The organism is Pseudonocardia zijingensis, from assembly GCF_042657305.1.
In the GTDB taxonomy this organism is placed as follows: Bacteria; Actinomycetota; Actinomycetes; order Mycobacteriales; family Pseudonocardiaceae; genus Pseudonocardia; species Pseudonocardia zijingensis.
In genome coordinates this window covers 291,701-315,721 of the sequence record NZ_JBHSKO010000003.1, presented here as the reverse complement: position 1 = coordinate 315,721, position 24,021 = coordinate 291,701, and the positions used below count along the sequence as shown (strand labels likewise).

General features: G+C 72.8%; 25 protein-coding genes. 11 read left to right on the top strand and 14 right to left on the bottom strand.

Features of this window, described 5'->3' with window-relative positions; translation table 11 throughout:
- The 4 genes from ACFPL3_RS08550 to ACFPL3_RS08535 all read right to left on the bottom strand — a co-directional run bounded on the left by ACFPL3_RS08550 (nt 1) and on the right by ACFPL3_RS08535 (nt 3,303).
- Nucleotides 1–1,410, bottom strand: a complete 1,410-nt coding sequence (locus tag ACFPL3_RS08550; RefSeq protein ID WP_343943200.1) for an MFS transporter — start codon at nt 1,408–1,410, stop codon at nt 1–3.
- Nucleotides 1,411–1,519: 109 nt separating this feature from the next.
- On the bottom strand, nt 1,520–1,861 hold the full coding sequence (locus ACFPL3_RS08545) for an ArsR/SmtB family transcription factor (RefSeq protein ID WP_343943201.1): 342 nt from the start codon (nt 1,859–1,861) through the stop codon (nt 1,520–1,522).
- Entirely contained in the window at nt 1,858–2,334 is a 477-nt protein-coding gene (locus ACFPL3_RS08540) for an SRPBCC family protein (protein WP_343943202.1), read from the bottom strand. The genes ACFPL3_RS08545 and ACFPL3_RS08540 overlap by 4 nt, the downstream gene beginning before the upstream one ends.
- A gap of 87 nt (nt 2,335–2,421) precedes the next feature.
- Nucleotides 2,422–3,303: a LysR substrate-binding domain-containing protein gene (locus ACFPL3_RS08535; protein ID WP_343943203.1), complete on the bottom strand. Its 882-nt coding sequence runs from the start codon at nt 3,301–3,303 to the stop codon at nt 2,422–2,424.
- A 119-nt stretch (nt 3,304–3,422) separates the two neighbouring features.
- On the opposite strand from ACFPL3_RS08535, the gene ACFPL3_RS08530 reads away from it, so the two are divergent.
- From ACFPL3_RS08530 to ACFPL3_RS08485, 10 genes are all read left to right on the top strand, one after another.
- A complete protein-coding gene (locus ACFPL3_RS08530; RefSeq protein ID WP_343943204.1) occupies nt 3,423–3,881 on the top strand; it encodes a tripartite tricarboxylate transporter TctB family protein in 459 nt (152 codons plus the stop codon).
- Nucleotides 3,881–5,413, top strand: coding sequence for a tripartite tricarboxylate transporter permease (locus ACFPL3_RS08525; protein WP_343943205.1), 1,533 nt, complete (start codon nt 3,881–3,883; stop codon nt 5,411–5,413). The genes ACFPL3_RS08530 and ACFPL3_RS08525 overlap by 1 nt, the downstream gene beginning before the upstream one ends.
- Complete coding sequence (locus ACFPL3_RS08520; protein WP_343943206.1) at nt 5,410–6,375, top strand: tripartite tricarboxylate transporter substrate binding protein; 966 nt, start codon at nt 5,410–5,412, stop codon at nt 6,373–6,375. The genes ACFPL3_RS08525 and ACFPL3_RS08520 overlap by 4 nt, the downstream gene beginning before the upstream one ends.
- Nucleotides 6,365–7,996, top strand: coding sequence for a thiamine pyrophosphate-binding protein (locus ACFPL3_RS08515; RefSeq protein ID WP_343943207.1), 1,632 nt, complete (start codon nt 6,365–6,367; stop codon nt 7,994–7,996). Before ACFPL3_RS08520 ends, ACFPL3_RS08515 begins: the two co-directional genes overlap by 11 nt.
- A complete protein-coding gene (locus tag ACFPL3_RS08510; RefSeq protein ID WP_343943208.1) occupies nt 7,993–8,652 on the top strand; it encodes a 3-oxoacid CoA-transferase subunit A in 660 nt (219 codons plus the stop codon). The genes ACFPL3_RS08515 and ACFPL3_RS08510 overlap by 4 nt, the downstream gene beginning before the upstream one ends.
- Nucleotides 8,649–9,290 (top strand): 3-oxoacid CoA-transferase subunit B, encoded by a 642-nt coding sequence (locus ACFPL3_RS08505; RefSeq protein WP_343943209.1) that lies wholly within the window; start codon nt 8,649–8,651, stop codon nt 9,288–9,290. Before ACFPL3_RS08510 ends, ACFPL3_RS08505 begins: the two co-directional genes overlap by 4 nt.
- Nucleotides 9,287–10,240, top strand: a complete 954-nt coding sequence (locus tag ACFPL3_RS08500) for a Bug family tripartite tricarboxylate transporter substrate binding protein (protein ID WP_343943210.1) — start codon at nt 9,287–9,289, stop codon at nt 10,238–10,240. The genes ACFPL3_RS08505 and ACFPL3_RS08500 overlap by 4 nt, the downstream gene beginning before the upstream one ends.
- Entirely contained in the window at nt 10,240–11,208 is a 969-nt protein-coding gene (locus tag ACFPL3_RS08495) for a tripartite tricarboxylate transporter substrate binding protein (RefSeq protein ID WP_343943211.1), read from the top strand. Before ACFPL3_RS08500 ends, ACFPL3_RS08495 begins: the two co-directional genes overlap by 1 nt.
- An 8-nt stretch (nt 11,209–11,216) precedes the next feature.
- Complete coding sequence (locus ACFPL3_RS08490; RefSeq protein ID WP_343943212.1) at nt 11,217–11,990, top strand: SDR family oxidoreductase; 774 nt, start codon at nt 11,217–11,219, stop codon at nt 11,988–11,990.
- A gap of 560 nt (nt 11,991–12,550) precedes the next feature.
- Entirely contained in the window at nt 12,551–13,234 is a 684-nt protein-coding gene (locus ACFPL3_RS08485; RefSeq protein ID WP_343943213.1) for a pentapeptide repeat-containing protein, read from the top strand.
- A gap of 4 nt (nt 13,235–13,238) precedes the next feature.
- Here ACFPL3_RS08485 and ACFPL3_RS08480 read toward each other — a convergent pair whose 3' ends face one another.
- From ACFPL3_RS08480 to ACFPL3_RS08450, 7 genes are all read right to left on the bottom strand, one after another.
- Entirely contained in the window at nt 13,239–13,991 is a 753-nt protein-coding gene (locus ACFPL3_RS08480; RefSeq protein ID WP_343943214.1) for an SDR family oxidoreductase, read from the bottom strand.
- 10 nt (nt 13,992–14,001) lie between these two features.
- Nucleotides 14,002–14,523 carry a class I SAM-dependent methyltransferase gene (locus ACFPL3_RS08475; RefSeq protein ID WP_343943215.1) on the bottom strand — a complete coding sequence of 174 codons (522 nt, stop codon included), beginning with the start codon at nt 14,521–14,523 and terminating at the stop codon, nt 14,002–14,004.
- Nucleotides 14,520–14,711 (bottom strand): ferredoxin, encoded by a 192-nt coding sequence (locus ACFPL3_RS08470; protein WP_343943314.1) that lies wholly within the window; start codon nt 14,709–14,711, stop codon nt 14,520–14,522. Before ACFPL3_RS08470 ends, ACFPL3_RS08475 begins: the two co-directional genes overlap by 4 nt.
- Before the next feature lie 20 nt (nt 14,712–14,731).
- Nucleotides 14,732–15,934 (bottom strand): cytochrome P450, encoded by a 1,203-nt coding sequence (locus ACFPL3_RS08465; protein ID WP_379588672.1) that lies wholly within the window; start codon nt 15,932–15,934, stop codon nt 14,732–14,734.
- Nucleotides 15,935–16,030: 96 nt separating this feature from the next.
- On the bottom strand, nt 16,031–17,569 hold the full coding sequence (locus ACFPL3_RS08460) for a DHA2 family efflux MFS transporter permease subunit (RefSeq protein ID WP_343943216.1): 1,539 nt from the start codon (nt 17,567–17,569) through the stop codon (nt 16,031–16,033).
- A gap of 3 nt (nt 17,570–17,572) precedes the next feature.
- A complete protein-coding gene (locus ACFPL3_RS08455) occupies nt 17,573–18,379 on the bottom strand; it encodes an efflux RND transporter periplasmic adaptor subunit (RefSeq protein ID WP_343943217.1) in 807 nt (268 codons plus the stop codon).
- A gap of 36 nt (nt 18,380–18,415) precedes the next feature.
- Nucleotides 18,416–20,155: a permuted SH3 domain-containing protein gene (locus ACFPL3_RS08450; RefSeq protein WP_343943218.1), complete on the bottom strand. Its 1,740-nt coding sequence runs from the start codon at nt 20,153–20,155 to the stop codon at nt 18,416–18,418.
- Between the two features lie 186 nt (nt 20,156–20,341).
- Here ACFPL3_RS08450 and ACFPL3_RS08445 point away from each other — a divergent pair, with 186 nt between their 5' ends.
- Nucleotides 20,342–20,971 carry a TetR/AcrR family transcriptional regulator gene (locus tag ACFPL3_RS08445; RefSeq protein WP_343943219.1) on the top strand — a complete coding sequence of 210 codons (630 nt, stop codon included), beginning with the start codon at nt 20,342–20,344 and terminating at the stop codon, nt 20,969–20,971.
- Between the two features lie 33 nt (nt 20,972–21,004).
- Here ACFPL3_RS08445 and ACFPL3_RS08440 read toward each other — a convergent pair whose 3' ends face one another.
- Genes ACFPL3_RS08440 through ACFPL3_RS08430 form a run of 3 tightly spaced genes read right to left on the bottom strand, consistent with a single transcriptional unit; the run spans nt 21,005 to nt 23,980 of the window.
- Nucleotides 21,005–21,874, bottom strand: a complete 870-nt coding sequence (locus ACFPL3_RS08440) for an NAD-dependent epimerase/dehydratase family protein (protein ID WP_343943220.1) — start codon at nt 21,872–21,874, stop codon at nt 21,005–21,007.
- A gap of 1 nt (nt 21,875) precedes the next feature.
- Entirely contained in the window at nt 21,876–23,162 is a 1,287-nt protein-coding gene (locus ACFPL3_RS08435; RefSeq protein ID WP_343943221.1) for a mandelate racemase/muconate lactonizing enzyme family protein, read from the bottom strand.
- On the bottom strand, nt 23,159–23,980 hold the full coding sequence (locus ACFPL3_RS08430) for an RraA family protein (protein ID WP_343943222.1): 822 nt from the start codon (nt 23,978–23,980) through the stop codon (nt 23,159–23,161). Before ACFPL3_RS08430 ends, ACFPL3_RS08435 begins: the two co-directional genes overlap by 4 nt.
- Nucleotides 23,981–24,021: the final 41 nt, after the last annotated feature.

The window sequence follows — 24,021 nt, the reverse complement described above, 5'->3', positions numbered from 1 at the left end:
TCAGCGGCCGCGCACGCATCCCACGGCGGCGGTGACGGCGCCGAGGGCCGCGAGGAGGGCGACGAACCCGAACGCGGCGTGGAAGCCCTCGATCCCGGACCCGGCGACCAGCACGGTCGTCACAGCGGCGACCCCGACGGCACCGCCGATCTCGCGCGTGGTCTCCACGAGCCCGGAGGCGACACCGGTGTCCGCCTCCGCCACCCCGGACAGCGCACCGAGTTGCAGGGCCGGGCCGCAGAACCCGAATCCGACGCCGGCGAGCAGGAACGCGGGCAGCAGGTCCGTGAGGTAGCCGGCGTCAGCCGGGATCCGTGCCATCCACAGTGCCCCGACGGCGACGAGCACCAGGCCGGAGAGCAGCAGCCACCGCACGCCGACCCGGGCCACCAACCAGGTGCCTGCCATGGCCGCCACGAAGAGGGTGGCCGTGGTCGCGAGCCATGCGACCCCGGCCTGCGCCGGGGAGTAGCCCAGCACCTGCTGCATCAGCAGCGATCCGAGGAAGATGAACGCCACCAGCGCGCAGAACCCGAGGAACGCGGTGAGGTTCGCGGCCACCACCGAACGGTTCTTCAGCATCATGGCGGGAAGCAGCGGGGCGGCCGACCGCGCCTCGATGCGCACGAACAGCGCCAGCAGCGCCGCGGCCACGGCGAACAACGCCGGCGTGGAGGCGGCGAACCAACCGTGAACGGTCGCGTGGTGCAGCGCGTAGACCGACACCAACAGGCCCCCGGTCACCGAGGTCGCCCCGGCGAGGTCGAGCCGTGCACCGCGGTCCGGTCGCTCGTCCGGCGCCAGGACGACCGCCGCGACCGCGATCAGCACCGCGCCGATCGGCACGTTGATGAAGAACGCCCAACGCCACCCGAGTCCGGCGGCCAGCAACCCGCCGACAACGACCCCGAAGGTCGCGCCGAGGCCGTCGACGGCCCCGAAGACGCCGAACGCCCGCTCCCGCTCGGGCCCCTCCGCGAACGTGACAGCCAGCAACGAGAGCGCAGCCGGCACGATGAGGGCACCACCGAAGCCCTGGAAGCCGCGCGCCACGATCAGCACTTCGGCTTCCGTCGCGACGCCGGCGAGGAACGAGGCACCGGTGAATACGGCGAGCCCGGCCACGATCACGCGCTTTCGGCCCACGTGGTCGGTCATCCGCCCGCCGAACAGGAGGAACCCGCCGAGCAGCAGGCCGTAGGCGACGACGACCCATTGCAGGGTGCCGTACCCGGCACCGAGATCGCGTTGCATCGACGGCAGCGCCACGTTCACGATGGCGCCGTCGAGCCCGACCATCGCCGTGGCCGCGGAGGCCAGCGCCAGCACGAGCCGTCGGCGGGTACGTGTCGCGGGATGTTCGACGGGCGCCGTGCCCTCGTGGTCGGTTCCGGGGGTCTGGACGGTCATGTCCGATCCTGCCTTCGGTCGTCACGCAGCGATTTCGGGCGCGCGGAACCACCGCTGCGAGGCCGCACCGGGCGTCCTGCAGCGGGGTCGCGCTACTGGTTCGTGGTGGTCAGGGCCCAGACGGCCGGTCGTGATCCGGGCGCTCGGCCAGCTCCTTGATCCGCAGCAACCGGGACTCCCAGGACCGGCCGATCCGGTCGAGTTGCCGGGCGAGCGCACCAAGCTGGGCACCGAGGGCGAGGTAGACGACCTCGCGGCCGCGCTGCTGCGACTCGACCAGCCCGACCTCGCGCAGCACCTCCAGGTGTTTGCCGATCGCCTGCCTGCTCACCGGGAGCACCCGGGCCAGCGCGGACGCCGACATCGCACCCTCGCCGAGCCGGGTGAGGATCTCCCAGCGGGTGGGGTCGCCGAGCGCGGCGCACATGGTCGGCAGGTCCGGCGTGCTCACGACCCGCCGGCCTCGACGTGCGCCTTCGCCGCCGCGAGCTCCTGCAACCAGCCGCGGTCGTGGTCTTCCCGCTCCTCCAGCCACACGGCCGTGTCCTCGGACAGGCACGAGAACCCGCTCTCCAGAACCCGCAGGGTCACCCCGCCGTCCTCGCGCTCGTCGATCCAGAACTCGACGAGCGTGCCCCCGGACGCCTCCGGGTACCGGGCGTGGAGCCAGCGGAACGCCGCGTAGCGCGGCTTGTCCAGCCGCACTGTCAGGAACCTGGACTCCCCCAGCTCCGGGTCCGTGACGATCGTGACCTCACCCTCCTGGCGCAGTTCGGGCTCGGCCGCGATCGTGCCGTCGTTGACGTACCAGCCCGGACGCGCGACCAGGTCCCAGACCCGGTCGGGAGACGCGTCGATGTCGATCTGCCGGGCGACGCTGTCGAGCTCTGACGTCTCCGCTGTGGTGTTGGTGGCGTCGTCCATGATGGCCCTCCGAGTCGATGTGCAACCGTAGCATTGCAGATCATCCGTCGATGTGCAACCCATGAGTTGCAGTCACCTGGAGGTCGATCACGGGAGGAGCTCGGCCGCCACCTCCAGGAAGCCGGCGAGGATCCGCGACTCGTCGCCCGGCCGCCAGACCAGCGCCACCGGCACCCGGACATCGGCGCCGGTCACCGGGCGGAAGGCCACCCCCTCGAACTGCAGCCACTCGGCCGAGGCCGGGAGCAGCGCCACGCCGACGGCGGCGGCCACCAGCGCCACCACGGTGTAGGTGTCCTGGGCCTCCTGCACCACGCGGGGCCAGAAGCCGACGTCGGCGCAGGCCCGGATCGCGGCGTCGCGCAGGTTCGAGCCCTGCCGGTCGGGGTAGCTGACGAAGTTCTCCCCCGCGAGCTCGGCCAGCGGAACGGACGGGCGGTCGGCCAGCGGGTGGTCGTCGGGCAGCACGGCCACGAGCTCCTCGTCCAGCACGGTGCGGCTCGCCAGCAGGGCGGGCACGGGCGCACGCAGCAGGGCCACGTCGATGCCGCCGTCGAGCAGGGTGCTGATCTGTGCGCCGCTGAACACCGACGGGTGCAGCTCCAGGCGCACGAGCGGGTAGCGGGCGCGGTAGGTGCGGGTGAGCCGCGGCAGCAGCCGCCACGTGGTGGCGCCGGTGAGCCCCACGCGGATCTCGCCGCGCTCGCCCTGCTCGGTGCGCAGCACCGACTCCCGGGCGCGGTCGGCCTCGGCGAGCACCCGGCGGGCGTGTTCGAGGAACACCGCCCCGGCGCTGGTGAGCCGGACCTGCCGGGTGGTCCGCTCCAGCAGCCGCACCCCCAGGTCGCGCTCCAGGTGCTTGATCTGCTGGGAGAGCGGCGGCTGTGCCATGTGCAGGCGCGCGGCGGCCCGGCCGAAGTGCAACTCCTCCGCCACGGCGGTGAAGGCCCGCAGGTGCCGCAACTCCACGATCCGCCCCCATTGATACGGATGCCGTCTCAGTCCTGCCCTCATCTTGTATTGGACCGGCCCTGCCCGCACTGCATACGTTCACTGATCAGACATCCGGCCTCAGGGAAGAGGTGCAGATGGAGCAGCCGCGCGGGCAGCTGTACCGGCTCGGTCCGTTGATCGTCGTGGCCGTGGGCGTCGTTGCCCTCGTCGGCTCCGTCGCGCTCTCGCTGGGCGAACTCACCTCCCCCGGCCCCGGCCTGTGGCCGTTCGTGGTGGCGCTGCTGCTCACCGGCACGGGGCTCGTCCTCCTGGTGGTGGACGACCCCGACGACTACGAGCCGTTCACGCGGGGCTCGGCCCGCATCGCGGGCGGGCTCGCCGGGCTCGCCGTCTTCGTGGCCGCGTTCGAGGTGGTCGGGTTCCTGCTCCCGGCGTTCCTGATGCTGCTGCTCTGGCTGCGGGTCTTCGGCCGCGAGCCGTGGCGGTGGGCGCTCGGGCTGGCCGTCGCCGGCTCGATCGGCCTCTACCTGCTGTTCGACACCGCCCTCGGGGTGCGGTTCCCCGACGACGTGGTGGCCGGGTTGGTGAGCTAGTGGGCGTCCTCGACGGGATCACCCAGGGCTTCGCGGTCGCGCTCGACCCGGTCAACATCCTCTACGTCTTCCTCGGCGTGCTCATCGGCACGGTGATCGGCGTGCTGCCGGGCCTGGGCCCGACGGCGACGATCGCGCTGCTGCTGCCGCTCACGTACGAGATCGAGCCGCACACGGCCGTGATCCTGCTGGCCGGGATCTACTACGGCTCGATGTACGGCGGCACGATCACCTCGGTGCTGCTGCGGCTGCCCGGCGAGGCGGCGTCGGTGGTCACCACGTTCGACGGCTACGAGATGGCCAAGCAGGGCCGCGCGGGCCCGGCGCTGGGAGTGGCCGCGATCGGCTCGTTCGTCGGCGGTGTGCTCGCCGTCGTGGGCCTCGCGCTGCTCGCGCCGCCCCTCGCGGCGCTGGCCGTGTCGTTCGGGCCGCCGGAGTACGTGGCGCTGGCGGTGCTCGGCATCCTGCTGGTGACCTACCTCGGCACGGGTTCGGCGCTCAAGAGCCTCGCCATGGCCGCGCTCGGGCTGCTGCTCGCCACCGTGGGCCAGGACCCGATCGCCGGCACGACGCGGTTCACCTTCGGCCAGGTGGCGCTGTTCGACGGGCTGGACTTCGTGGCCGTCGCGATGGGTCTGTTCGGCGTCGGCGAGATCCTGCACAGCCTGGAGCGCACCGAGAAGGTGCAGGCCGTCACGAGCCGGATCAGGAACATCTGGCCGAGCCGCGCCGACCTGCGCGAGTCGGCCGGGGCGATCGGGCGCGGCAGCGTGCTCGGCTTCCTGATCGGCGTGCTGCCGGGTGGTGGCGGTGTGGTCTCGTCGCTCGCCTCCTACGCATTGGAGAAACGCCGGGCGAAGGACCCGAGCCGGTTCGGCCGTGGCGCGATCGAGGGCGTCGCCGGCCCCGAGACGGCCAACAACGCCTCGTCGACCTCGGCGTTCATCCCGCTGCTCACGCTGGGCATCCCGGCCAACGTCGTGCTCGCCCTCATCTTCGGGGCGCTGCTGGTGCAGGGCGTGACCCCGGGCCCGCAGCTGATCGACCAGCACCCGGAGATCTTCTGGGGCGTGATCGCATCGATGTTCGTCGGCAACCTCATGCTGCTGGCGCTGAACATCCCGCTGGTCGGGGTGTTCGTGCAGATCCTGCGGGTGCGCGCCGGGATCCTCGCCGCGTTCGCGCTGCTCGTCACGATGGCGGGCGTCTTCTCGATCAACAACGACGCCACCGACATGTGGGTGGTGCTCGCGTTCGGCCTGCTGGGCTGGCTGATGAAGAAGACCGGCTTCGAGCCCGGCCCGCTCGTGCTGGCGTTCGTGCTCGGGGAGATCCTCGAACGCGCCTTCCGCCAGACGATGCTGATCTCCGGCGGCAGCCTCGGCGTGTTCGTCACGCGGCCGATCTCCGGCGGGATCCTCGCGGTCACCGTGCTGATCGTGGTGATCAGCATCGTCACCGCGAGGCGCAGGGCCGGCGTGCTGCACCGCCACGACGTCCCCGAACCCGCATCCGTCGAGGGAGACCGATGAACCGCTTTCGCCTCATCGCTGCGGCCGCGGCCGCGCTGCTGCTCGCCGCGTGCGGCGGGCAGGGGTCCGAAGAGCCGGAGGCCTACCCCTCCGACCAGATCCGGCTGATCGTGCCGTACACCGCGGGCGGGCCCACCGACATCGCGGCCCGCTCGCTCGGCACGTTCATGGAGCGCTCGCTCGGGCAGACGGTCGTGGTGGAGAACATGCCCGGGGCCTCGGGCTCCACGGCCTACCAGGAGCTGCTGTCCTCCGAGCCGGACGGCTACACGCTCTCGATGAGCGCGCTGCCCACGGCCGTGCTCAACTACCTCACCAACGACGTCGGGTACACCCGCGACGACTTCGCCCCGGTCGGGGTGATCACCCAGGTGCCGTCCGCGCTCGTCGTACCGGCAGCATCGCCGCACACCGACCTCGCGGGCCTCGTCGCGGCGGCCCGCAGCGACCCGGCCCTCGTCAGCGTCGGCACGCCGGGCGCCACCAACACCCACGCCGCGGAGACCCGCCGGATCACCCAGCTCTACGACGTGCCGCTCACCGTGGTGCCGTTCAACGGGGCCCAGGAGGTGTTCGCGGCGCTGCTGGGCGGCAACGTCACGGCCGGGTTCGTCAACGCCTCGCAGGACCTGATGCCCCTCCTCGAGTCCGGGCAGATGCGGGTGCTGGCCGTGGGCACCGAGGAGCGGCTGCCGTACGTGGACGCGCCCACGTTCGCCGAGCAGGGGTTCCCGGAGATCACGCAGAGCACCACGACCTTCGGCGTGGTGGCCCCGGCGGGCACGCCGGAGCCGGTGATCGCGAAGTTGGAGGAGACCATGCGGGCGGCCTCGGCCGACCCGGACACCCGGCGCGGGCTCGACGAGCGGTACGTGCCGGAGCAGTTCCTGGGCGGCGCCGACCTCGCGGCGCTGTTCACCGAGACCGAGCAGACCTTCCAGGAGGTTGCACGTGGCGGATGACGGAGCGACGGCACTGGTCGACGCGCTGCGGGAGCTGGGCGTCGAGATCGCGTTCGGCTTGCCGGGCGTGCACAACCTCCCGGTGTGGGAGGCGTGCGCGCAGGCCGGGATCCGGCTGGTGGGGGTGCGCCACGAGCAGGCCGCCGCCTACGCCGCCGACGGCTACGCCCGGGCCACCGGACGGCTCGGCGTCGCGGTGGTGACCACCGGGCCGGGCGCGGCCAACACGCTCGGCGCCACCGGCGAGGCCATGACGTCCGGCGCGCCGGTGCTCGTGATCGCCACCGACATCCCCACCACGCTGCGCCGCCCCGGCGTCTACCGCGGGGTGCTGCACGAGACCCGCGACCAGGCCGCCATGTTCGCGCCGGTCACGAAAGCGGCCACCACCACCGCGGCCGCCGCCGACCTGTACGCCGAGGTGCTGGAGGCCGGGCAGGCGGCGCTGCGAGCCCCCACCGGCCCCGTCTACCTGGGCGTGCCGACCGACCTGCTGCGGGCCGCGGTGACGCTGCGCACGCCCGTCGAGACACCTCCCCCGGGCCCGCCCGAGCCGGATCTCGACGCCGCGCTCGCGCTGATCGAACGCGCGGAGCGCCCGCTGCTCTGGGTTGGCGGCGGCGCGGTACGCGCCGGCGCGGGCGACGCCGTGGGCGCCCTCGCCGAGCGGCTCGCCGCACCGGTGGTCACCACCTACCACGGGCGCGGGGTGCTGCCGCCCGAGCACCCGTGCCTCGCACCCGCCACCACCCACGTGCCCGTCGTCGGCGCGCTGTGGGACGACGCCGACCTCGTGATCGCGATCGGCAGCGACCTGGACGGGATGACCACCCAGAACTGGCGGATGCCGCAGCCGCCCGCGCTGCTGGCGATCAACGTCGACGCCGACGACGCGGGCAAGAACTACCGGCCCGACCACGTCCTGGTCGGGGACGCGCGCGCGGTGACCGAACGGCTCGCCGCCGCCGTGCCGCAGCGCGACGGGCTGGACGTGCTCGCGGTGCAGATCCGTTCGCTACGCGATCAGGTCACCGCGCTCGTGCGCGAGGAGGAACCACAGGCCGCCCTGCTGCTCCACACGCTCGACCGGCTGCTGCCCGCCGACGCCACGCTGCTCGCCGACATGTGCATCGCCGGCTACTGGGCAGCGGGCTTCCACCGGGTGCGCGGCCCGCGGCGGCTCGCCTACCCGATGGGCTGGGGCACGCTCGGCTTCGCGTTCCCCGCCGCGCTCGGTGCCGCGGCCGCGGGATCGGGCCGGGCGGTCGCGGTGGTGGGCGACGGCGGTTTCCTCTTCGCCTGCGGCGAGCTGGCCACCGCGGTGCAGGAGCGGCTGCCGGTCACGGTGGTGCTGGTGGACGACGGCGGCTACGGGATGCTCCGCTTCGACCAGGTGCAGGCGGGCGTGCCCACCCGCGGGGTCGACCTGGTCACCCCCGACTTCGTGGCGCTCGCCGGTGCCTTCGGGGTGCCCGCGCAGGCCGTCGACGGGTTCGGCGAGGCGTTCGAGGAGGCCTTCGCCAAGGCCCTCGCGACCGACGGGCCCTCGCTGGTGGCGGTGCGCGCCGCGCTCACGCCCCCGCCGTCCACGTCGCCGCGCTGGTACCGGGCGGCCGGATGATCGACAAGCGGGTGGCCTCCCTCGCCGAGGCCGTGGCCGGGGTGCGCGACGGCGACACCGTGCTCGTGGGTGGGTTCGGCAACTCCGGGGTGCCGGTCGCGCTGGTGCACGCGGTGCTGGACCTGGGCGTGCGCGATCTGACCGTCGTGACGAACAACGCGGGCAGCGGCGAGACCGACATCGCCGCCCTGATCCGCGAACGCCGCGTCCGCAAGATCATCTGCTCGTACCCGCGGTCCTCCGGGTCGGTGTGGTTCGAGAAGCTGTGGCGGGCGGGCGAGATCGAGCTGGAACTGGTGCCGCAGGGCACGCTCAGCGAACGGATGCGGGCCGCGGGCGCCGGGCTCGGCGGCTTCTTCACCCCGGCCGGGGCCGACACCCCGCTCGCCGAGGGCAAGGAGGTCCGCGTGATCGGCGGGCGCAGGCACGTGTTCGAGGAACCGCTGCCCGCCGACGTCGCGCTGATCAAGGCCCACCTGGCCGACCGCTGGGGCAACCTGGTCTACCACTCCGCGGCCCGCAACTTCGGGCCGGTGATGGCCACGGCGGCCCGGGTCACGGTGGCGCAGGTGAGCGCGTTCGTCGAGCTCGGGGAGCTCGACCCGGAGGCCGTCGTCACGCCGGGGATCTTCGTGGACCGGGTGGTGGCGGCGTGAGGCTCACCAAGCGGCAGATGGCGGCGCGGGTGGCGCAGGACATCCCGGACGGCTCGTACGTCAACCTCGGGATCGGGCTGCCCACGCTCGTCGCGGACGTGGTGCCGCCGGACCGGGAGATCGTCTACCACAGCGAGAACGGGATCCTCGGGATGGGACCGGCGCCGCAGGAGGGCACCGGCGACCCGGAGCTGATCAACGCGGGCAAGCAGCTCGTGACGCTCCTGCCCGGCGGCGCGTACTTCCACCACACCGACGCGTTCGTGATGATGCGCGGCGGCCACATCGACATCACGGTGCTCGGCGCGTTCCAGGTGGCCGCCAACGGCGACCTCGCCAACTGGGCCACAGACGACGCCACGCTGCCACCCGCCGTCGGCGGGGCCATGGACCTGGCCGTCGGGGCGCGCCGGGTGCTCGTGATGACCACCCACACCACCAGGGACGGCCGGCCCAAGCTCCTGCCCACCTGCACGTTCCCGCTCACGGCCGCGGCCGTGGTGCACCGCGTGTACACCGACCTCGCTGTGCTCGACGTGACGCCGGACGGGTTCGTGGTGCGGGAGATGGTGCCCGGCCTCACCCGCGACGAGCTGCAGGCGCAGACCGCCGCGCCGCTGCGCTGGGAGGAACCATGAGGCCGATCGCGCTGCTCACCGGGCTCGTCCTGCTGGCCGGGTGCGGTGGTGCGGCCGAGCCCGCCGAGTTCCCGAGCGAGGAGATCCGGCTGCTCGTGCCGTACGCCGCGGGCGGCCCCACCGACCTCACCGCCCGCGCGTACGGCGAGTACCTCGAACGCGACCTCGGCCAACCGGTCGTCGTGGAGAACGTGCCCGGCGGCTCGGGGGCGCTCGCCACCCAGGAGCTCGTGCAGGCCGAACCCGACGGCCACACGCTCGCGCTGATCACCGCGGGCACCACCGTGCTGACGCCGCTGGTCAACGACGTGGGCTACACCGCGGCCGACGTCACGCCGGTCGGGGTGCTCTCCGAGGTGCCCTCGCTGCTCGCGGTGGCGGCGGACTCGCCGTACCCGGACGTCGCCGCGTTCGTCGCGGACGCGCGGGCCCGGCCCGGCGCGATCACGGTGGGCGTGCCCGGGGCGTCCACACCGCAGGGCGTGGAGCTGCAGCGGCTGCGCGACGAGCACGGTGTGGAGGTCACGGCCGTGCCGTTCAACGGGAACGCCGAGATGACCACCGCGCTGCTCGGCCACAACATCGACGCGGTGCTGATCAACGCGTCGCAGGACGTCACGGCGAACATCGACGCGGGCGAGTTCCGGCCGCTCGCCGTGTCCACCGAGGAGCCGCTCGACTGGCTGCCCGGGGTGCCGACGCTCGTGGAGGCGGGCTTCCCCGGGCTCACGCTGTCCGGCTCGACGTTCGGGCTCGCCGGGCCGGCCGGGCTGCCCGAGCCGGTGGTGACCCGCATCGAGGGCGCGTTGAGCAAGGCGCACGGCGACCCGCAGGTGGTCGAGGCGGTCGGCGAGCGCTACCTGGGCCCGCAGTTCCGCGGCGCGGCCGAGATGCGGGCCGTGCTGGACCGGACGCAGGCCGGTTACGAACCGATCCTGGGAGGGCCCTGATGAGGACGGCACGAGCGTGGATCGCGGTGGTCGCCCTGCTGGCGGCCGCCTGCACGGCGCAGGACGCCCCGGAGGACTACCCGAGCGAGGAGATCACCGTGCTCGTCCCGTACACCGCGGGCGGGCCCACCGACCTCGCCGCCCGCACCATGGGCGCCCACCTGGAGAAGGCGCTCGGGCAGCCGGTGATCGTGGAGAACGTGCCCGGCGCGGCCGGGTCCGTCGCGATGAACGAGCTGGTGGCGAGCGAGCCCGACGGCCACACGCTCACGCTCGTGGCGGCGCCGTCCACGGTGGTGACGCCGATGATCCAGGACGTGCCCTACGACGCGAACTCGTTCGTGGCGATCGGCGTGATCACCGCGGTGCCGTCGGTGCTCGCGGTGGCGGGCGACTCCCCGTACCCCGACGCGGCCGCGTTCCTCGACGCTGCCCGGCAGCGGCCGGGCGAGCTGACCGTCGGCACGCCCGGCGCCACCACGTCGCAGGCCATCGAGCTGCGGCGGCTGGCGGGCGAGTACGGCGTGGAGGTCACCGTCGTGCCCTTCAACGGCAACGCCGAGCTGATCCAGGCCGTGCTCGGCGGCGCCGTCGACGCGGTGTTCATCAACGTCTCGCAGGACATCCGGCAGCAGTTCGACGCGGGCACCTTCCGGCCGCTCGCGATCAGCCCGGCCGAGCGCGTCGACTACCTGCCCGACGTCCCGACGCTCGCCGAGCTCGGCTTCCCCGAGCTCACCTACAGCACGTCGCTGTTCGGGCTGGGCGCACCGGCCGGCACCCCGCCCGAGGTCGTCTCCCGGCTGGAGGCGGCGATGCGCGACGGGCTCGCCGACCCGGGCGTCCGGCAGCAGCTCGACGAGGCGTACGTGCCCGACGAGTTCATCGGCGCGGAAGCGTTCCGGCAGCAACTCGACGAGATCGTGCGGGTCTACGGGCCCGTCGCCACTGATCTGAGGGGTGGTTGACTCTCGGCATGGACACCGGACTCAAGGGACGCACCGCTGTCGTGCCAGGCGCGACCTCGGGACTCGGCCTCGCCGTGGCCCGGTCGCTCGCCGCCGAAGGGGCGAACGTCGTGCTGGGTGGGCGGCGCGGCGAACTCGTGCGCGAGGAGGCCGCGAAGCTGCCGGCCGCGGTCGGGGTCGAGGTGGACCTCACCGACCCCACCGCCACGGACACGCTGGTCGGCGCCGCGGAGGAGCACTTCGGCCCCGTCGACGTGCTGGTGCTCAACGGCGGCGGCCCGCCGCCCGGCGTCGCGGTCGACTTCACCCCCGAACAGCTCGCCGACGCCGTCTCCCTGCTCGTGCAGCCGCACCAGCGCCTCGTCCGGGCGGTGCTGCCGGGGATGCGCGAGCGCGGCTTCGGCCGGATCGTCGCCATCGGCTCCAGCGGCGTGCAGGCCCCGATCGACCGCCTCGTCGCGTCCAACGCGGGCCGCGCCGCCCTCGCCGGGTACCTCAAGACCCTCGCCACCGAGGTGGCCGCCGACGGCGTCACCGTCAACATGGTGCTGCCGGGCCGCATCGCCACCGACCGCGTCGGCGTGCTCGACCGGGCCAACGCCGAGCGCTCCGGCAAGAGCGAGGAGGAGGTGCGGGAGCAGGCCAAGGCCGCGATCCCGGCGCGCCGCTACGGCACCCCGGAGGAGTTCGCCGCCGTCGTGACGTTCCTGGCGAGCGCGGCCGCTTCCTACGTCACGGGCGAGCAGGTCCGCTGCGACGGCGGGATGGTGCGCACGCACTGACCGTCCACACGGGCGACATCGACCTGAGTGTCGTCGGCCCGGCGCCGGGGCGCGCTCAGGTCGATCTCGCCGGTGTGGATGTCTCGGAACGGGCCTCGCAGGCCTGCCGACCGGGGCATGCTCACCGGGGTGAGCGTGGTCCCCGGGTGGCCGACGGCGTTCCGCGGGTCGGCCGCGATCACGGCGGGGCTCGTGACGCCCGGAGCGTTGCGCGGCCCGCGGTTCGAGCGGTTGTTCCCCGACACGTACGTGAAGGCGTCCCCGGGCCGTCCGCCCGACCTGGAGCTGCACTCGCTCGCGGCCTACCGCTACGTCGAGGGGACGGGAGTGCTGTCCGGCTACTCGGCCGCCGAGGTGCTCGGTGCGTCGTGCGGGCCGCGGGACGCACCGGCCGAGGTTCCGCCGACCCGAGCTGATCGTTGCCCAACTCACCCGCGCCCGGGCATCCACAACCACGAGATCGACGTGAGCGTTCCTCGGATGCGCGCGGAGAGCGCTGACGTCGATGTCGTCCGTGTGGATGGCGACGGACCGTCGGGCCCACCCCCTACGGTCGGCGCGTGGCTCCCCGAGGCAGCAGGCACCGTCGCGGCAAGCGCAGGCCCGACCCGCCGGGCCTGCCCGCCGTGCTGGAGCCCGCGCCCGCCGGGGTGGCGGGCGACGAGGTGTGGGACTGCGTCGAGGCGGGGCCGGAGGTCGAGCTGCCCGGCCACGTGGCCGACCTGCGCATCCAGGAGAGCCGGTGGACGGGCGGGCGGCTGGCCGGGGTGCGCTTCTCCGGCCTGGAGTGCCGCGACGTGGAGTTCGTGCGCTGCGACCTGACCGGTGCGCGGTTCGACGAGGCGGTGCTGCGGCGGGTGGTGTTCACCGACTGCAGGCTCACCGGCACGTCGTTCGACGGGGCGCACCTCACCGACGTCCGCATCACCGACAGCACGGCCGACCTCGCCGGGTTCCGGATGGCGAGGGCGAGGTTCCTCCTGGTCGAGAACACGTCGCTGCACGGCGCCGACCTGTACGAGTTCGACGCCGAGCACTGCGCGCTGCTGGGCTGCGACCTCGGCGAGGCCACCGTCGACGCGGCGCGGCTGCGGGAGACCGACCTGCACGGGTCCACCCTCGACGACGTCCGCGGGGTGCTCTCGCTGCGCGGCGCGCGGATCGGCCCCGACCAGATCGTCCCGCTGGCTACCGGCCTGCTCGGCGCGCTGGGCATCGAGGTCACGGACCGGCCGCCGGGGTGAGACGTCAGCCGCGCCCGAGGAACGGCATGGTCGTGGCGGTGATCGTCAGGAACGGGATGTTCGCGTCCAGGGGCAGCCGGGCCATGAGCAGCACGGCGTCGGCCACGTGCTTCGGGTCGAACGTCGGTTCCGGGCGCACGCTGCCGTCAGCCTGCGCCGCGCCCTTGGCGATGCCGGCGGTCATGTCCGTCGCGGCGTTGCCGATGTCGATCTGCCCGCACGCGATGCCGTAGGGGCGCCCGTCCAGCGCGATCGACTTGGTGAGGCCGGTGATCGCGTGCTTCGTGGCGGTGTAGGCGGCGCTGCCGGGACGCGGCACGTGCGCGGAGATGGAGCCGTTGTTGATGATGCGCCCGCCCTGCGGGTCCTGGGCGCGCATGGCGGCGAACGCCTCCCGCGCGCAGAGGAAGGACCCGGTCAGGTTGGTGGTGACGGTGGAGGTCCACTCGTCCACCGGGACCTCGTCGGGGGTGCCGGACGGGCCGAACGTGCCCGCGTTGTTCACCAGCAGGTCGACGCGGCCCCAGCGCTCGCGCACCGCGGCGAAGAGCGCGGCCACCGACCCCGCGTCCCCGACGTCGGTGGGCACCACGAGCGCCTCCTCCCGGCCACCTGCCGTCTCCTCGAGCGGCGCCGCCCGCCGCCCCGCGAGCGCCACCCGGTACCCCGCGTCGAGCAAGGCGGCGGCCACCGTCCGCCCCACGCCCGAGCCCGCACCCGTCACCACTGCCACATCGCCGTCGGTCACGCCCGACATGATCGCGCGCTCAGCCCGGGCGCGCGACCACGCACCCGGCCCGCCCGCTCGCCAGCTCGGCCACGTGCCGCTCCACCACCGTGAGCCCACCCGCCTCCAGCACCCCGGCGAGGCGCTCGACGGTCGGCTCGGTGGATGCGGGGTCGAGTTGCTGGAACGGCAGCGCGAACCGGCCGCCCGGCGCGAGGTGGGCGCGCACGACCGCGAGCTCGCGGGCCGGGTCGCCGCGCAGGAGCACCGGGACGTGGATCGCGAACGCGAGGTCGAAGCGGGCTTCGCCGAGGTCGGCCTCGTGCAGCGCCGCCACCTGGAACGCCGCCCGCCCGGCCGCCACGTGCGTGGCGTTGCGGCGCAGCGCCATCTCGACCATCGTGGCGGACCGGTCGATGCCGAGGACGCTCCCGCCTGCCAGGCGCTCGCACACGAGCGAGACGGCCACACCGTGGCCGCAGCCGATCTCGAGCACACGGTCGTCCGGGCGCACGCCCAGCGTCTCGACGGCCCAGACCAGCCGTTCCGCCGCGCGCGTCACCCCTCTTCGGTGAGCGACAACGCGCCCGACGGGCAGTTGGCCACGGCGTCGCGGGCCGCCGCGGCGTCGGCGGGGTGCTCGTCGAGCACCACCACGATCCCGTCGTCGTCCTGGTCGAACACCGCGCCCGCGGTGAGGACGCAGAGCCCCGCTCCGATGCAGACGTCGCGGTCCGCATGCACGTGCACCCCGGCCACCAGGTCCCCCTTCACCACGTCACCTGCAGGGACGTCAGACCGTAGATGACGTGGAAGCTGCGGAACCCCGCGGTGCCGGGCACCTCGGCCAGGCCGGGGAAGCGCCGCAGCAGGGCCGGGAAGCCGATTCGCATCTCCATCCGGGCGAGCGGCGCGCCGAGGCAGTGGTGGATGCCGTGCCCGAAGGCGACGTGGCCGACACCGCCCCGGGTGACGTCGAGCCGTTCGGGGTCGCGGCGCAGCTCGGGGTCGCGGTTGGCCGCGGGCAGCGCGCACATGACGACGTCCCCCGCCGCGATCGGCTGCCCGGCGATCTCGGTGTCGACGGTGGCGACCTTGGCGGTGCCCGTGTGCACGATGGTGAGCCAGCGCAGCAGCTCCTCGACGGCCGCGTCGACGCGCTCCGGCTCGTCGCGCACGAGCGCGAGCTGGTCAGGGTGGCGCAGCAGGGCGAGCGTGCCCAGCCCGAGCATGTTGGCGGTGGTCTCGTGCCCGGCGATGAGCAGCAGGGACGCGATCCCGATCAGCTCGTCGGTGCTGAGGTCGTCGCCGTGCTCGCGCACCAGCATGCCGAGCATGTCCTCGCCCGGGTCGGCCTGGGCACCGGCGACGAGCTCTGCCATGTAGGTGCGGGACTCGCGCGACGCGCGGATCCGCTCCTCCGCCGGGATCCTCAGGTCGAGCACCCGGTTGGTGCGCGCCTGGAAGTCCGCGCGGTCGGCGTAGGGCACGCCGAGCAGCTCGCAGATCACCAGCGACGGCACCGGCAGGGCGAACTCCGCCACCAGGTCGGCGGGCGGGCCGTGCCGCTGCATCGCGTCGAGGTGCTCGTCGACGATCTCCCGGATGCGCGGCTCCAGCCTGCGCATCCGCCGCACCGTGAACTCCGGGGTGAGCATGCGGCGCAGGCGGGTGTGCTCGGGCGGGTCGGCTGCGAGGAGGTTGCCCGCCCGCATCCGGGCGATCTCCTCGGGGCTCACCTCCGGTGTGCCGTCCGGCCGCCCGAACCGCGCGGGCAGGCGCGCGTTGCTGAAGCGCTCCGGATCGCTCAGCACCTCCCGGACGTCGGCGAACCGGGTGACGAGCCAGGCCTCCGTGCCGAACGCGTTGCGGATCCGCTCGATGCCCGGCCCGTCGCGCATCCCGGTGAGCTCGGGCGCGGGGTCGAAGCCGTTGCGCTGCATGTGGACGGGCAGCGTTGGCGCTGTGGTCACCGGACCTCCCGGACGACGCGCGCGCCCTCGTGGCGCGCTCCCGGGTGTTGGACGAGCGGAGCCCCCCGCCGGGTTCCGCGCCGCCTCAGTGACCCCTCAGTCGACCATGGCAGGTCCGCCGCCCGCGGACGCGCTGCGCCCGTGGCGCAGGAAGCACGCGAGCACCACGGCACCGGCGGTCATGATCGCGGTGATGAGCATGACGTCGTCGAGCGCCGACACGAAGACCTGCGTGTTCGTCTGCCGGTAGACCATCATCGTGCCGAGGACCTGACCGTCCTGGCCGCCGCCGAGCGCCGGCATCCGGTCGGAGCTCATCAGCCCGCCGCGGTCGGCGCCCAGCTGGGCCTGCTGGATGGTCATGAACGCGGTCAGCGCCGCGAGCCCGAGCGCTGCCGAGACGCGTTGTACGACGTTGTTGAACGCGCTCGCCGAGCTGACGATCGTGGGCGGCACGGCCGAGATCCCGCCGGTCATGATCGGCATCATGGCGAGGCCGGTGCCGAAGGCCCGCAGGCACAGCAGCGAGACGATCTCACCCTGCGACGTGACGGCGGTCAGGTCCCGCATCATGAAGGTGGCGACGGCCATGATCGAGAGGCCGGCCACCGCGGGCACGCGGGCGCCGATGCGGTCGTAGATCTGCCCCGCCACCGGCATCAGCACCAGCATCACGAGCGCCTGGGGCATGAGCAGCAACCCGGCCTCGAACGCCCCGAGCCCGCGGGCCTGCTGCAGGTAGACGGGGATGTAGAACAGCACGGAGAACAGGCCGATCGACAGCACCGAGATCAGCAGCAGGGAGTTGGTGTACGGCCAGACGCGGAACACCCTGACGTCGAGCAGCGGGTTCTCGACCGCGTTCTCGATCACCACGAACAGCGCGAGGCACACGACCCCGAGGACGATGAGGATCACCGTGGGGTACGCGGTCCAGCCCCACGACTGCCCCTCGGAGAGCGCGAGCAGCAGCGCCGAGAGGCCGGTGGCGATCGTCAGGAATCCGAGGAAGTCGAACCGGCCCGCCGGCTGGCCGGTGAAGGCGGGCAGGAGGAGGAAGGCCGCGATCGCGCCCAGCACGCCGACCGGGACGTTGATGAAGAAGATCAGCCGCCAGTCGACGTACTCGACCAGGTAGCCGCCGAGCGTCGGCCCGACGGCGGGCGCGACGACGACGCCGAGGCCGTAGATGCCCATCGCGCTGCCGATCCGCTCCTTGGGCACGATCTGGTAGAGCATCGAGAGGCTCACGACCGGCAGCACGCCGCCCGGGATGGCCTGCAGCACGCGGAAGGCGATCATGCTGTCGAGGTCCCACGCGACGCCGCAGAGAGCGGAGCCGCCCGCGAAGGCCAGCAGGGAGATGACGTACAGCCGCGACATCCCCACCCGGTTGGCGAGCCACGAACTCGCGGGCACGATCACGCCCAGCACGAGCGTGTAGGACGTGGCGATCCACTCGATGTCGTCCGCGGTGACCCCGAAGATGCTCTGCATCTTCGGGATCGCCACGTTGACGATGCTCGTGTCGAGCACCGACATGAACATGCCGGACACGAGGACCAGGAGCGGGAGGAGCCAACCCCGGGACTCCGCGGGAGCGTCCGCGCGGGCCGGGGCCGCCGCCTGCGTCACCGTTCAGTCCTTGTGGATGTGCACGGTGACGTTCATTCCGGGAACGATCGCCAAACCCTCCGGGTTCTCAATGTTGATCTTCACCGGGATCACCTGGGTGACCTTCTGGAAGTTCCCCGAGGTGTTGGACTCCGGGAAGATCGAGAAGACGCCCGCGGCGCCGCCCTGCACCTCGCGCACCGTGCCGCGGAACTCGTGGCCCGGGAACGCGTCGACGTCGATGTCGACGACCTGGCCCGCGCGGATGTCGTCGATGTCCGTCTCGTCCACGCGGGCGGTGACGAAGATCTTGGAGAAGTCGTAGGCCACGGCCAGCTGGGTGCCCGCCGTGACGTACGTGCCCTCCACCGCGTTGTTGATCGCCACCGTGCCGTTGCCCGGCGCGCGCACCGGCATCTCCGGCTGGACGAACGCGCCCTGGATGCGGATGCGCCCGACCACCTTGTCCTGCTCCAGCTGCGCGCCCTGGGTGGCCCGCCAGTCGATCACGGTGCCGCTGGTGGGCGCGTTGACCGAGATCTGGTCGCCGTCGATCTGCGCGTTGTCGGTGGTGACGTAGCGCTGGGCGTCGATGAAGTACCAGGCGGTGATCCCACCACCGGCCACCACCGCGATCACGAGGATCACCACGAGGGCGATCCGCGTGCCCCGCGACATCTGCCGCTTCTGCTTCGGCTCGGCGCCGTCACCCGCGGCGTTCGTGCTGTTGTTCGCGTTGTTGGTGGTGCTGTTCGCGGCGTCGCCGCTCTTGCCGTCGGCGGTGCCGTTGTTCACGGTGGCCACCGGCTCTGTGATCGGACCCTCAGACATCGACCGAATTCCTCCCGCCCTCGAGTATCCGCTCGTTCACCGGGCGGCCGGCAGCAGAACCTGCTGCCCCTCGCGCAGGCCGGAGAGGACCTGCGTGCGGTCCGCTCCCACCTTGCCCGCCTCGAACGGCACCGACCGCTGGGTCCCGTCGGCGTCGACAGTGGTGACTGTGGGACGTCCGTTCTCCTGGCGCACCGCCGCGCTCGGCACGGTGAGCACGTTGTCGAGCTCCTCGGTGACGACGGTGGCGCGCACCGTCTGCCCGTCCTTGAGCCGCGGGTCCGACTTCTGGACCACGATCGTGGCGTAGTAGGTGACGACCCCGGAGATGGCCGTGCCCGTCGGGGCCACCGACAGCACCGTGCCCTCGAGCGTGACGTCGGGCACCGCGTCGACCGACACGTTCACCTTCTGGTTCGGCACGATGCTCGCGGCGTCCGCCTCGTTGAACGGGACCACCACCTGGAACGCGTCGATGTTGTCGAGCACCAGGAACTGGGTGCCTCCGGGCCGGGCCGGGTTGGCGGCGACCCCGGCCGCCGCCTGCGCGGGCGAGGCCGAGTCCACACCGGGGATGCCGGCCTGGCTGCCCGGCGCGAGGGCGCTGGTGCCGCTGCTCGGGGCCAGGTACTCCCCGACCACGCCGTTGACCGCCGAGACGGTGGCCGCCACCGGCGAGATCAGCGTGGCGTTGTCGAGGTCGCGCTGCGCCGCGGCCACAGCAGCCTGCTGGCTGACCACCGAGCCGCGCTGCTCCTCGATGTCGAAGGGCCGGTCCGACTTCGCCGAGTCGGCGTTGTTGCGGGCGTTGACGACACCCTGCTCGGCGTTGGCGATGGACAGCTCACCGCTGGCCCGCTGGTTGTCGCGCTGCTTCTCCGCCGTCCGAACGTTGTTCTGGCTGATCACGACCTGCTGCTTGGCCTGCACGACGGCCTGCTTGTCGGCCGGGATCGCGGAGCAGGCCGCCTGGTTGGTCGCCGCCGGGCTGGACAGCGACACCAGCGGACGGCTGGAGCTGCCCATCCCGTAGGACGAGTTGGTGGTGCTGCCGTCCTCGTCGTCGTCATCGTCGTCGTCGCGGGCGCCCTCGCTGCCGCGGCTGCCCGTCGACCCGTTGCTGCCGGTACCACTGCCGTCGGAACCGCTGCCGCCGGACCGGTTGGCCGAACCGCTGTCGTTCAGGGAGTTGGTGCTCGGCGAGTCGTCGTCGTCACCGCACGCCCGCTTGTCGGCCTCGAGCTTGTCCTCGGCCTTGTCCAGCGCCTTCTTGTCGATGTCCAGCTTGCGCTTGGCGTTGTCGATCTCCTGCTCGGCCGCGTCGAGGGCCTCGTCGGCCTGCTTGCGCGTCTTGTCCAGGATCTCCTGGGCCGCCGACAGCGAGTCCTGCGCGCCGCTGGCCACCGGCGAGTTGATCAGCCGGTCGAGGGCGGCCTGCTGCGAGGCGAGCAGCCCCTGCTGCTGGTTGAGCGCCTGGCGCAAGGCGAAGTCGTCGATGGTGGCGAGCACCTGGCCCGGCTCCACGCGGTCGCCGACCTTGACGAAGACGTTGGTGAGCTGGCCGCCGTTGGGGAAGCCCATGTTCTGCTGGGTGGCCGCGGTCATCGACCCGGTGGCCGACACGCCACTGGTCACCGCGGCCCGCTGGACGGTGGCCGTGGTCGGCATCCCGGGTTCCTCGCTCGTGCAGGACGCCACCAGCAGCACGGCGAGGGCCCCACACCCCGCTGCGCCGATCCGCCGCAGCCGTCCAGTCGGCACACGCCGACGGTTCATCTGCTGCACGCTCCCCTCCCGCTGATGCGGCACAATCACCACGCTCTGGAAACGAGAGAGCAGTCTCGCAGATACCGCTTCACTCGAACGAAGGACCCCCGATCATGGGAAAGTGCGCTCCGTGCTGATAGAACGCTGAGAACCAGGACCGAAAGGACGGCCGTGGGAGATGCGCCGGAGCCTCGTATGCGGGCTGACGCACGCCGCAACCGCGACCGGATCGTCGCCGCGGCGAAGGCCTGGTTCGCCACGCACGGACCCGAGGCACCGACCGAGGACATCGCCCGATCGGCCGGCGTCGCCCCGGGCACGTTGTACCGGCACTTCGCCGACCGGGAGGCCCTGATCAGGGCGGTGGCGATCAACAACTTCGACCACGCCATCGCGGAGGCCACCGCCGCCGTCAGCGAGGAGGCCTCCGCGTGGGACGCGCTCGTGCGCATCCTGCGGCAGTCCCAGGAGCTGCGGCTGTCCTTCCGGCTGCTCACGGCCTACCCGCACATGCACGCGGTGCTGAAGAAGGAGCGCGACGCCGAGCAGGCCCGCAAGCACATGGTCGACCTGCTCGACCGTGTGGTGCGCAGGGCGCAGGCGGAGGGCACGCTGCGCACCGACGTCGGCACCGGCGACGTCGCTGTGATGTTCGCCCTGTTGTCGCACCCGGTGACCATCGACCCGAGCGCCACGGCGCAGCTGGCCTCCGAGCGCTGCATGGCACTGCTGCTCGAGAGCCTGCGGGCGGGCGAGCAGCACGACCAGCTGCCCGGGCAGGCCATCTGGCCCGAGCAGATCACCGAGGACCGCGACAGGCGCTGACGGTCCCGGGGAGCGGTGCTCCCCGGGACGCGCTCAGGCGGAGGCCGGCAGGCGGGACCGTTCGCCGGGGCCGATCTCCGGATGGTCGACCGCGGGGTCCCAGCCGAGGTCGGCGGTGGCCCGCGCCGTCGCGTAGAACCCGGCGTTCCCCGCCATCGGCGTCCGCAGCGGCACCCCGGGGTACCAGCGCGCGGCGAGCTCCGTGCTGGGGGTCGGCGTGATCGTGCGGTCCGCCACGATGTGGTAGCTCGCGTGGCCGGGCGTCGGGCGGAGCAGGGCGAGCAGGCAGGCGGCCGCCGCGGCGTCGAACGACACCCAGCCCCACAGGTCCTTGCGCCTGCGCCCGTCGTCGTCGCCGTCCGACCGGGCGGACGCCGCGTCGTCGCGCAGGCCGTGCAGGCGCAGCGCCGAGAACGCGACGTCGGGTCGGCGGCGGGCGAACGCAGAGGACTGCTGCTCCACGATCCACTTCGACAGGCTGTACGCGTCCTCTGCGTACGTCGGGTGGTCCTCGTCCACCGGGAAGTAGTCGTAGCGCGGCTCGGCGCTGTACACCCCGCCGATCGCGTTGATGCTCGACGCGAGGCAGACACCCTCGAGCCCGTGCTCCTCCGCGGCGACCAGCACGTGGTAGGTGCCGTTGACGTTCACCCGGTGGACCTCGGGTTCCGGGTAGCGGGGGTGCACGAGCCCACCGAGGTGGATCACGCCCTGCGTGCCCGCGAGCGCGGCCCGCGCCTCGTCCACGTCGGTGAGGTCGGCGGGCCGCCACTCCACGCCTTCGTCGGGGGCCCCCACGACGCCGGGCAGGTCGCTCGCGACGACCTCGTGCCCGGCGCGCAGGGCCCGGGCGACGACGTGCCGGCCGAGCCGGCCCGCCGCGCCCGTGATCGCTATCCGCAACTCAGCTCCAGAGCCGGTCGTGGCTCGTCTCGTTGTCCCAGTGGGTGGTCTCGGCGAAGAACACCGGGTCCCGCGGGTCGAGCTGCTGGCGGAAGAGCTCCTCGTTGATGTCGCCGAAGCCCAGGCCCGGGGTGTCGGGCACCGTGATGAAGCCGTCCTGGATCAGCGGCCGCGGCAGGCCGGTGACCAGGTCGCTCCAGAACGGCACGTCCGCGGCGTGGTGCTCCAGGGCCAGGAAGTTCTCCGTGGCGGCCGCGAGGTGCACGCACGCCATCGTGGCCACCGGGGACGCGGCGAGGTGCAGCGCCATCGCGACGCCGCGCTCCTGCGCGTAGTCCCCGAGCCGCTTGGTCTCGGCGATCCCGCCGGAGGTGGCGGGGTCGGGGTGCACCACGCGGATCGCGCCGGCGTCGAGCAGCGGCTTGAAGCCCTCGGTGAGGTAGATGTCCTCACCGGTGCACGTCGGCACGGCCACGGCCTCGGTGAGCTGGCGCCACTGGTCGGTGTACTGCCACGGGATCAGGTCCTCGATCCAGGCCAGCGTGAACGGCTCGAGTGCCCGGCCGATCCGGATGCACGAGTCCAGCGCGATGTGGCCGAAGTGGTCGGCCGCGATCGCCACGTCGTAGCCGACGATCGAGCGCACCGTGTCGACGTAGTTCGCCAGGTAGTCCACGCCCTTCGGCGTGACCTGGATGCCGGTGAACGGGTGCATCGTGCTGACGTCCTCGCGGGCGCCGGGCGGTGCGACGAGGGTGCCGGGCACGTCCCACAGCAGGGAGATGCCCACGTCCATCTTGAGCATGGTGAAGCCGCGCTTCTTGCGCTCCAGCAGCCGCTCGCCCATCTCGTGCGGGTCGGCCAGCGAGGGCGTGTCGGCGTAGCAGCGCACCGTGTCGCGGAACTTGCCGCCCACCAGGGCGTAGGCCGGCACGCCGTAGGCCTTGCCCGCCAGGTCCATCAGCGCCATCTCGATGCCGGACACGCCACCGCCCTGCCGGCCGTGGTGCCCGAACTGCTTGATCTTGCGGAAGACCTTGTCCAGGTTGCAGGGGTTCTCGCCGACGATCCGGCTCTTGAGCACGAGCGCGTACGTGGCGCTCGCCTGGTCGCGCACCTCGCCCCAGCCGACGAGGCCCTGGTTGGTGTCGATCCGGATGATCGACGACCGGAACGGCACCCCGTGCAGGTTGGCCACCCGCACGTCCGTGATCCGCAGATCACTGGGCCGCGACGCGGTGCTGACGTACTCCTCGCTGATCGTGCTCGTGCTGGTGTCGGTGCTCACGCGTTCTCCTTGCGCCACTGCTGGAAGTCGGCCTCGATGTCGTCCGCCCAGGTCGGGACGTCGATCTGGGCGCTGGTGTAGCGCCGCTCGGACAGCCGCTGCTTGCCGAAGACGTCCCGGATGCGGGTGTCCTCGCTGGTGGCGGCCACGTCGGCGGCGAGGTGGGCGGGGATCACTGCGATGCCCGTCGGGGTGCCGAGGATGACGTCGCCCGGCAGCACGGTGGCCCCGCCGATCCGGATCGGGATGTTGATCCCGGCGAGGGTGACACCGCGGATCGGGGTGGGGTCGACGGCCCGGTGGAAGATGTTGACCCCGCCCGGCAGCTGCGCCAGCCCCTGCAGGTCCCGGATCCCGCCGTCGATCACCGCGCCCACGCCGGTGCGGCTGGCCACCGCCGTGCCGAGGTTGTCGCCGACGACCGTGCCCTCGACGACCTTGCCGAAGATGTCGACGACCATGACGTCACCGTTCTCGAGGGTCTCGATCACCCAGGAGTTCTGCCGGTCGCCCTCCATGTGGCCCTCGCGGGCGCCCGCGGCGACGACCACGGCGTCGTAGTCGGGGCGGTGCGGGAGGAACTGCGCGGTGACGGCCCGCCCGACGATGACGGTGCCCGGGTGGGTCTCGCGCCAGTCGCCCGCGAACTGGCGCACGTACCCGGCCTGGAACAGGTGACCCCACGCCTCCTCCGTGGTGGCGAGCTTCAGGCTCGCCAGCACCTCGTCGGGCACGCGGGGCCGGCCCGAGCCGAAGCGCTCACCGGTCCACGCCGCGGTGAGCTCCTCGAGATCGTCCTTGCCGGGATGGATGCGCACGTCCGCTTCGCCTTCTTCCTCGTACGGTTCCTGGATCGGGG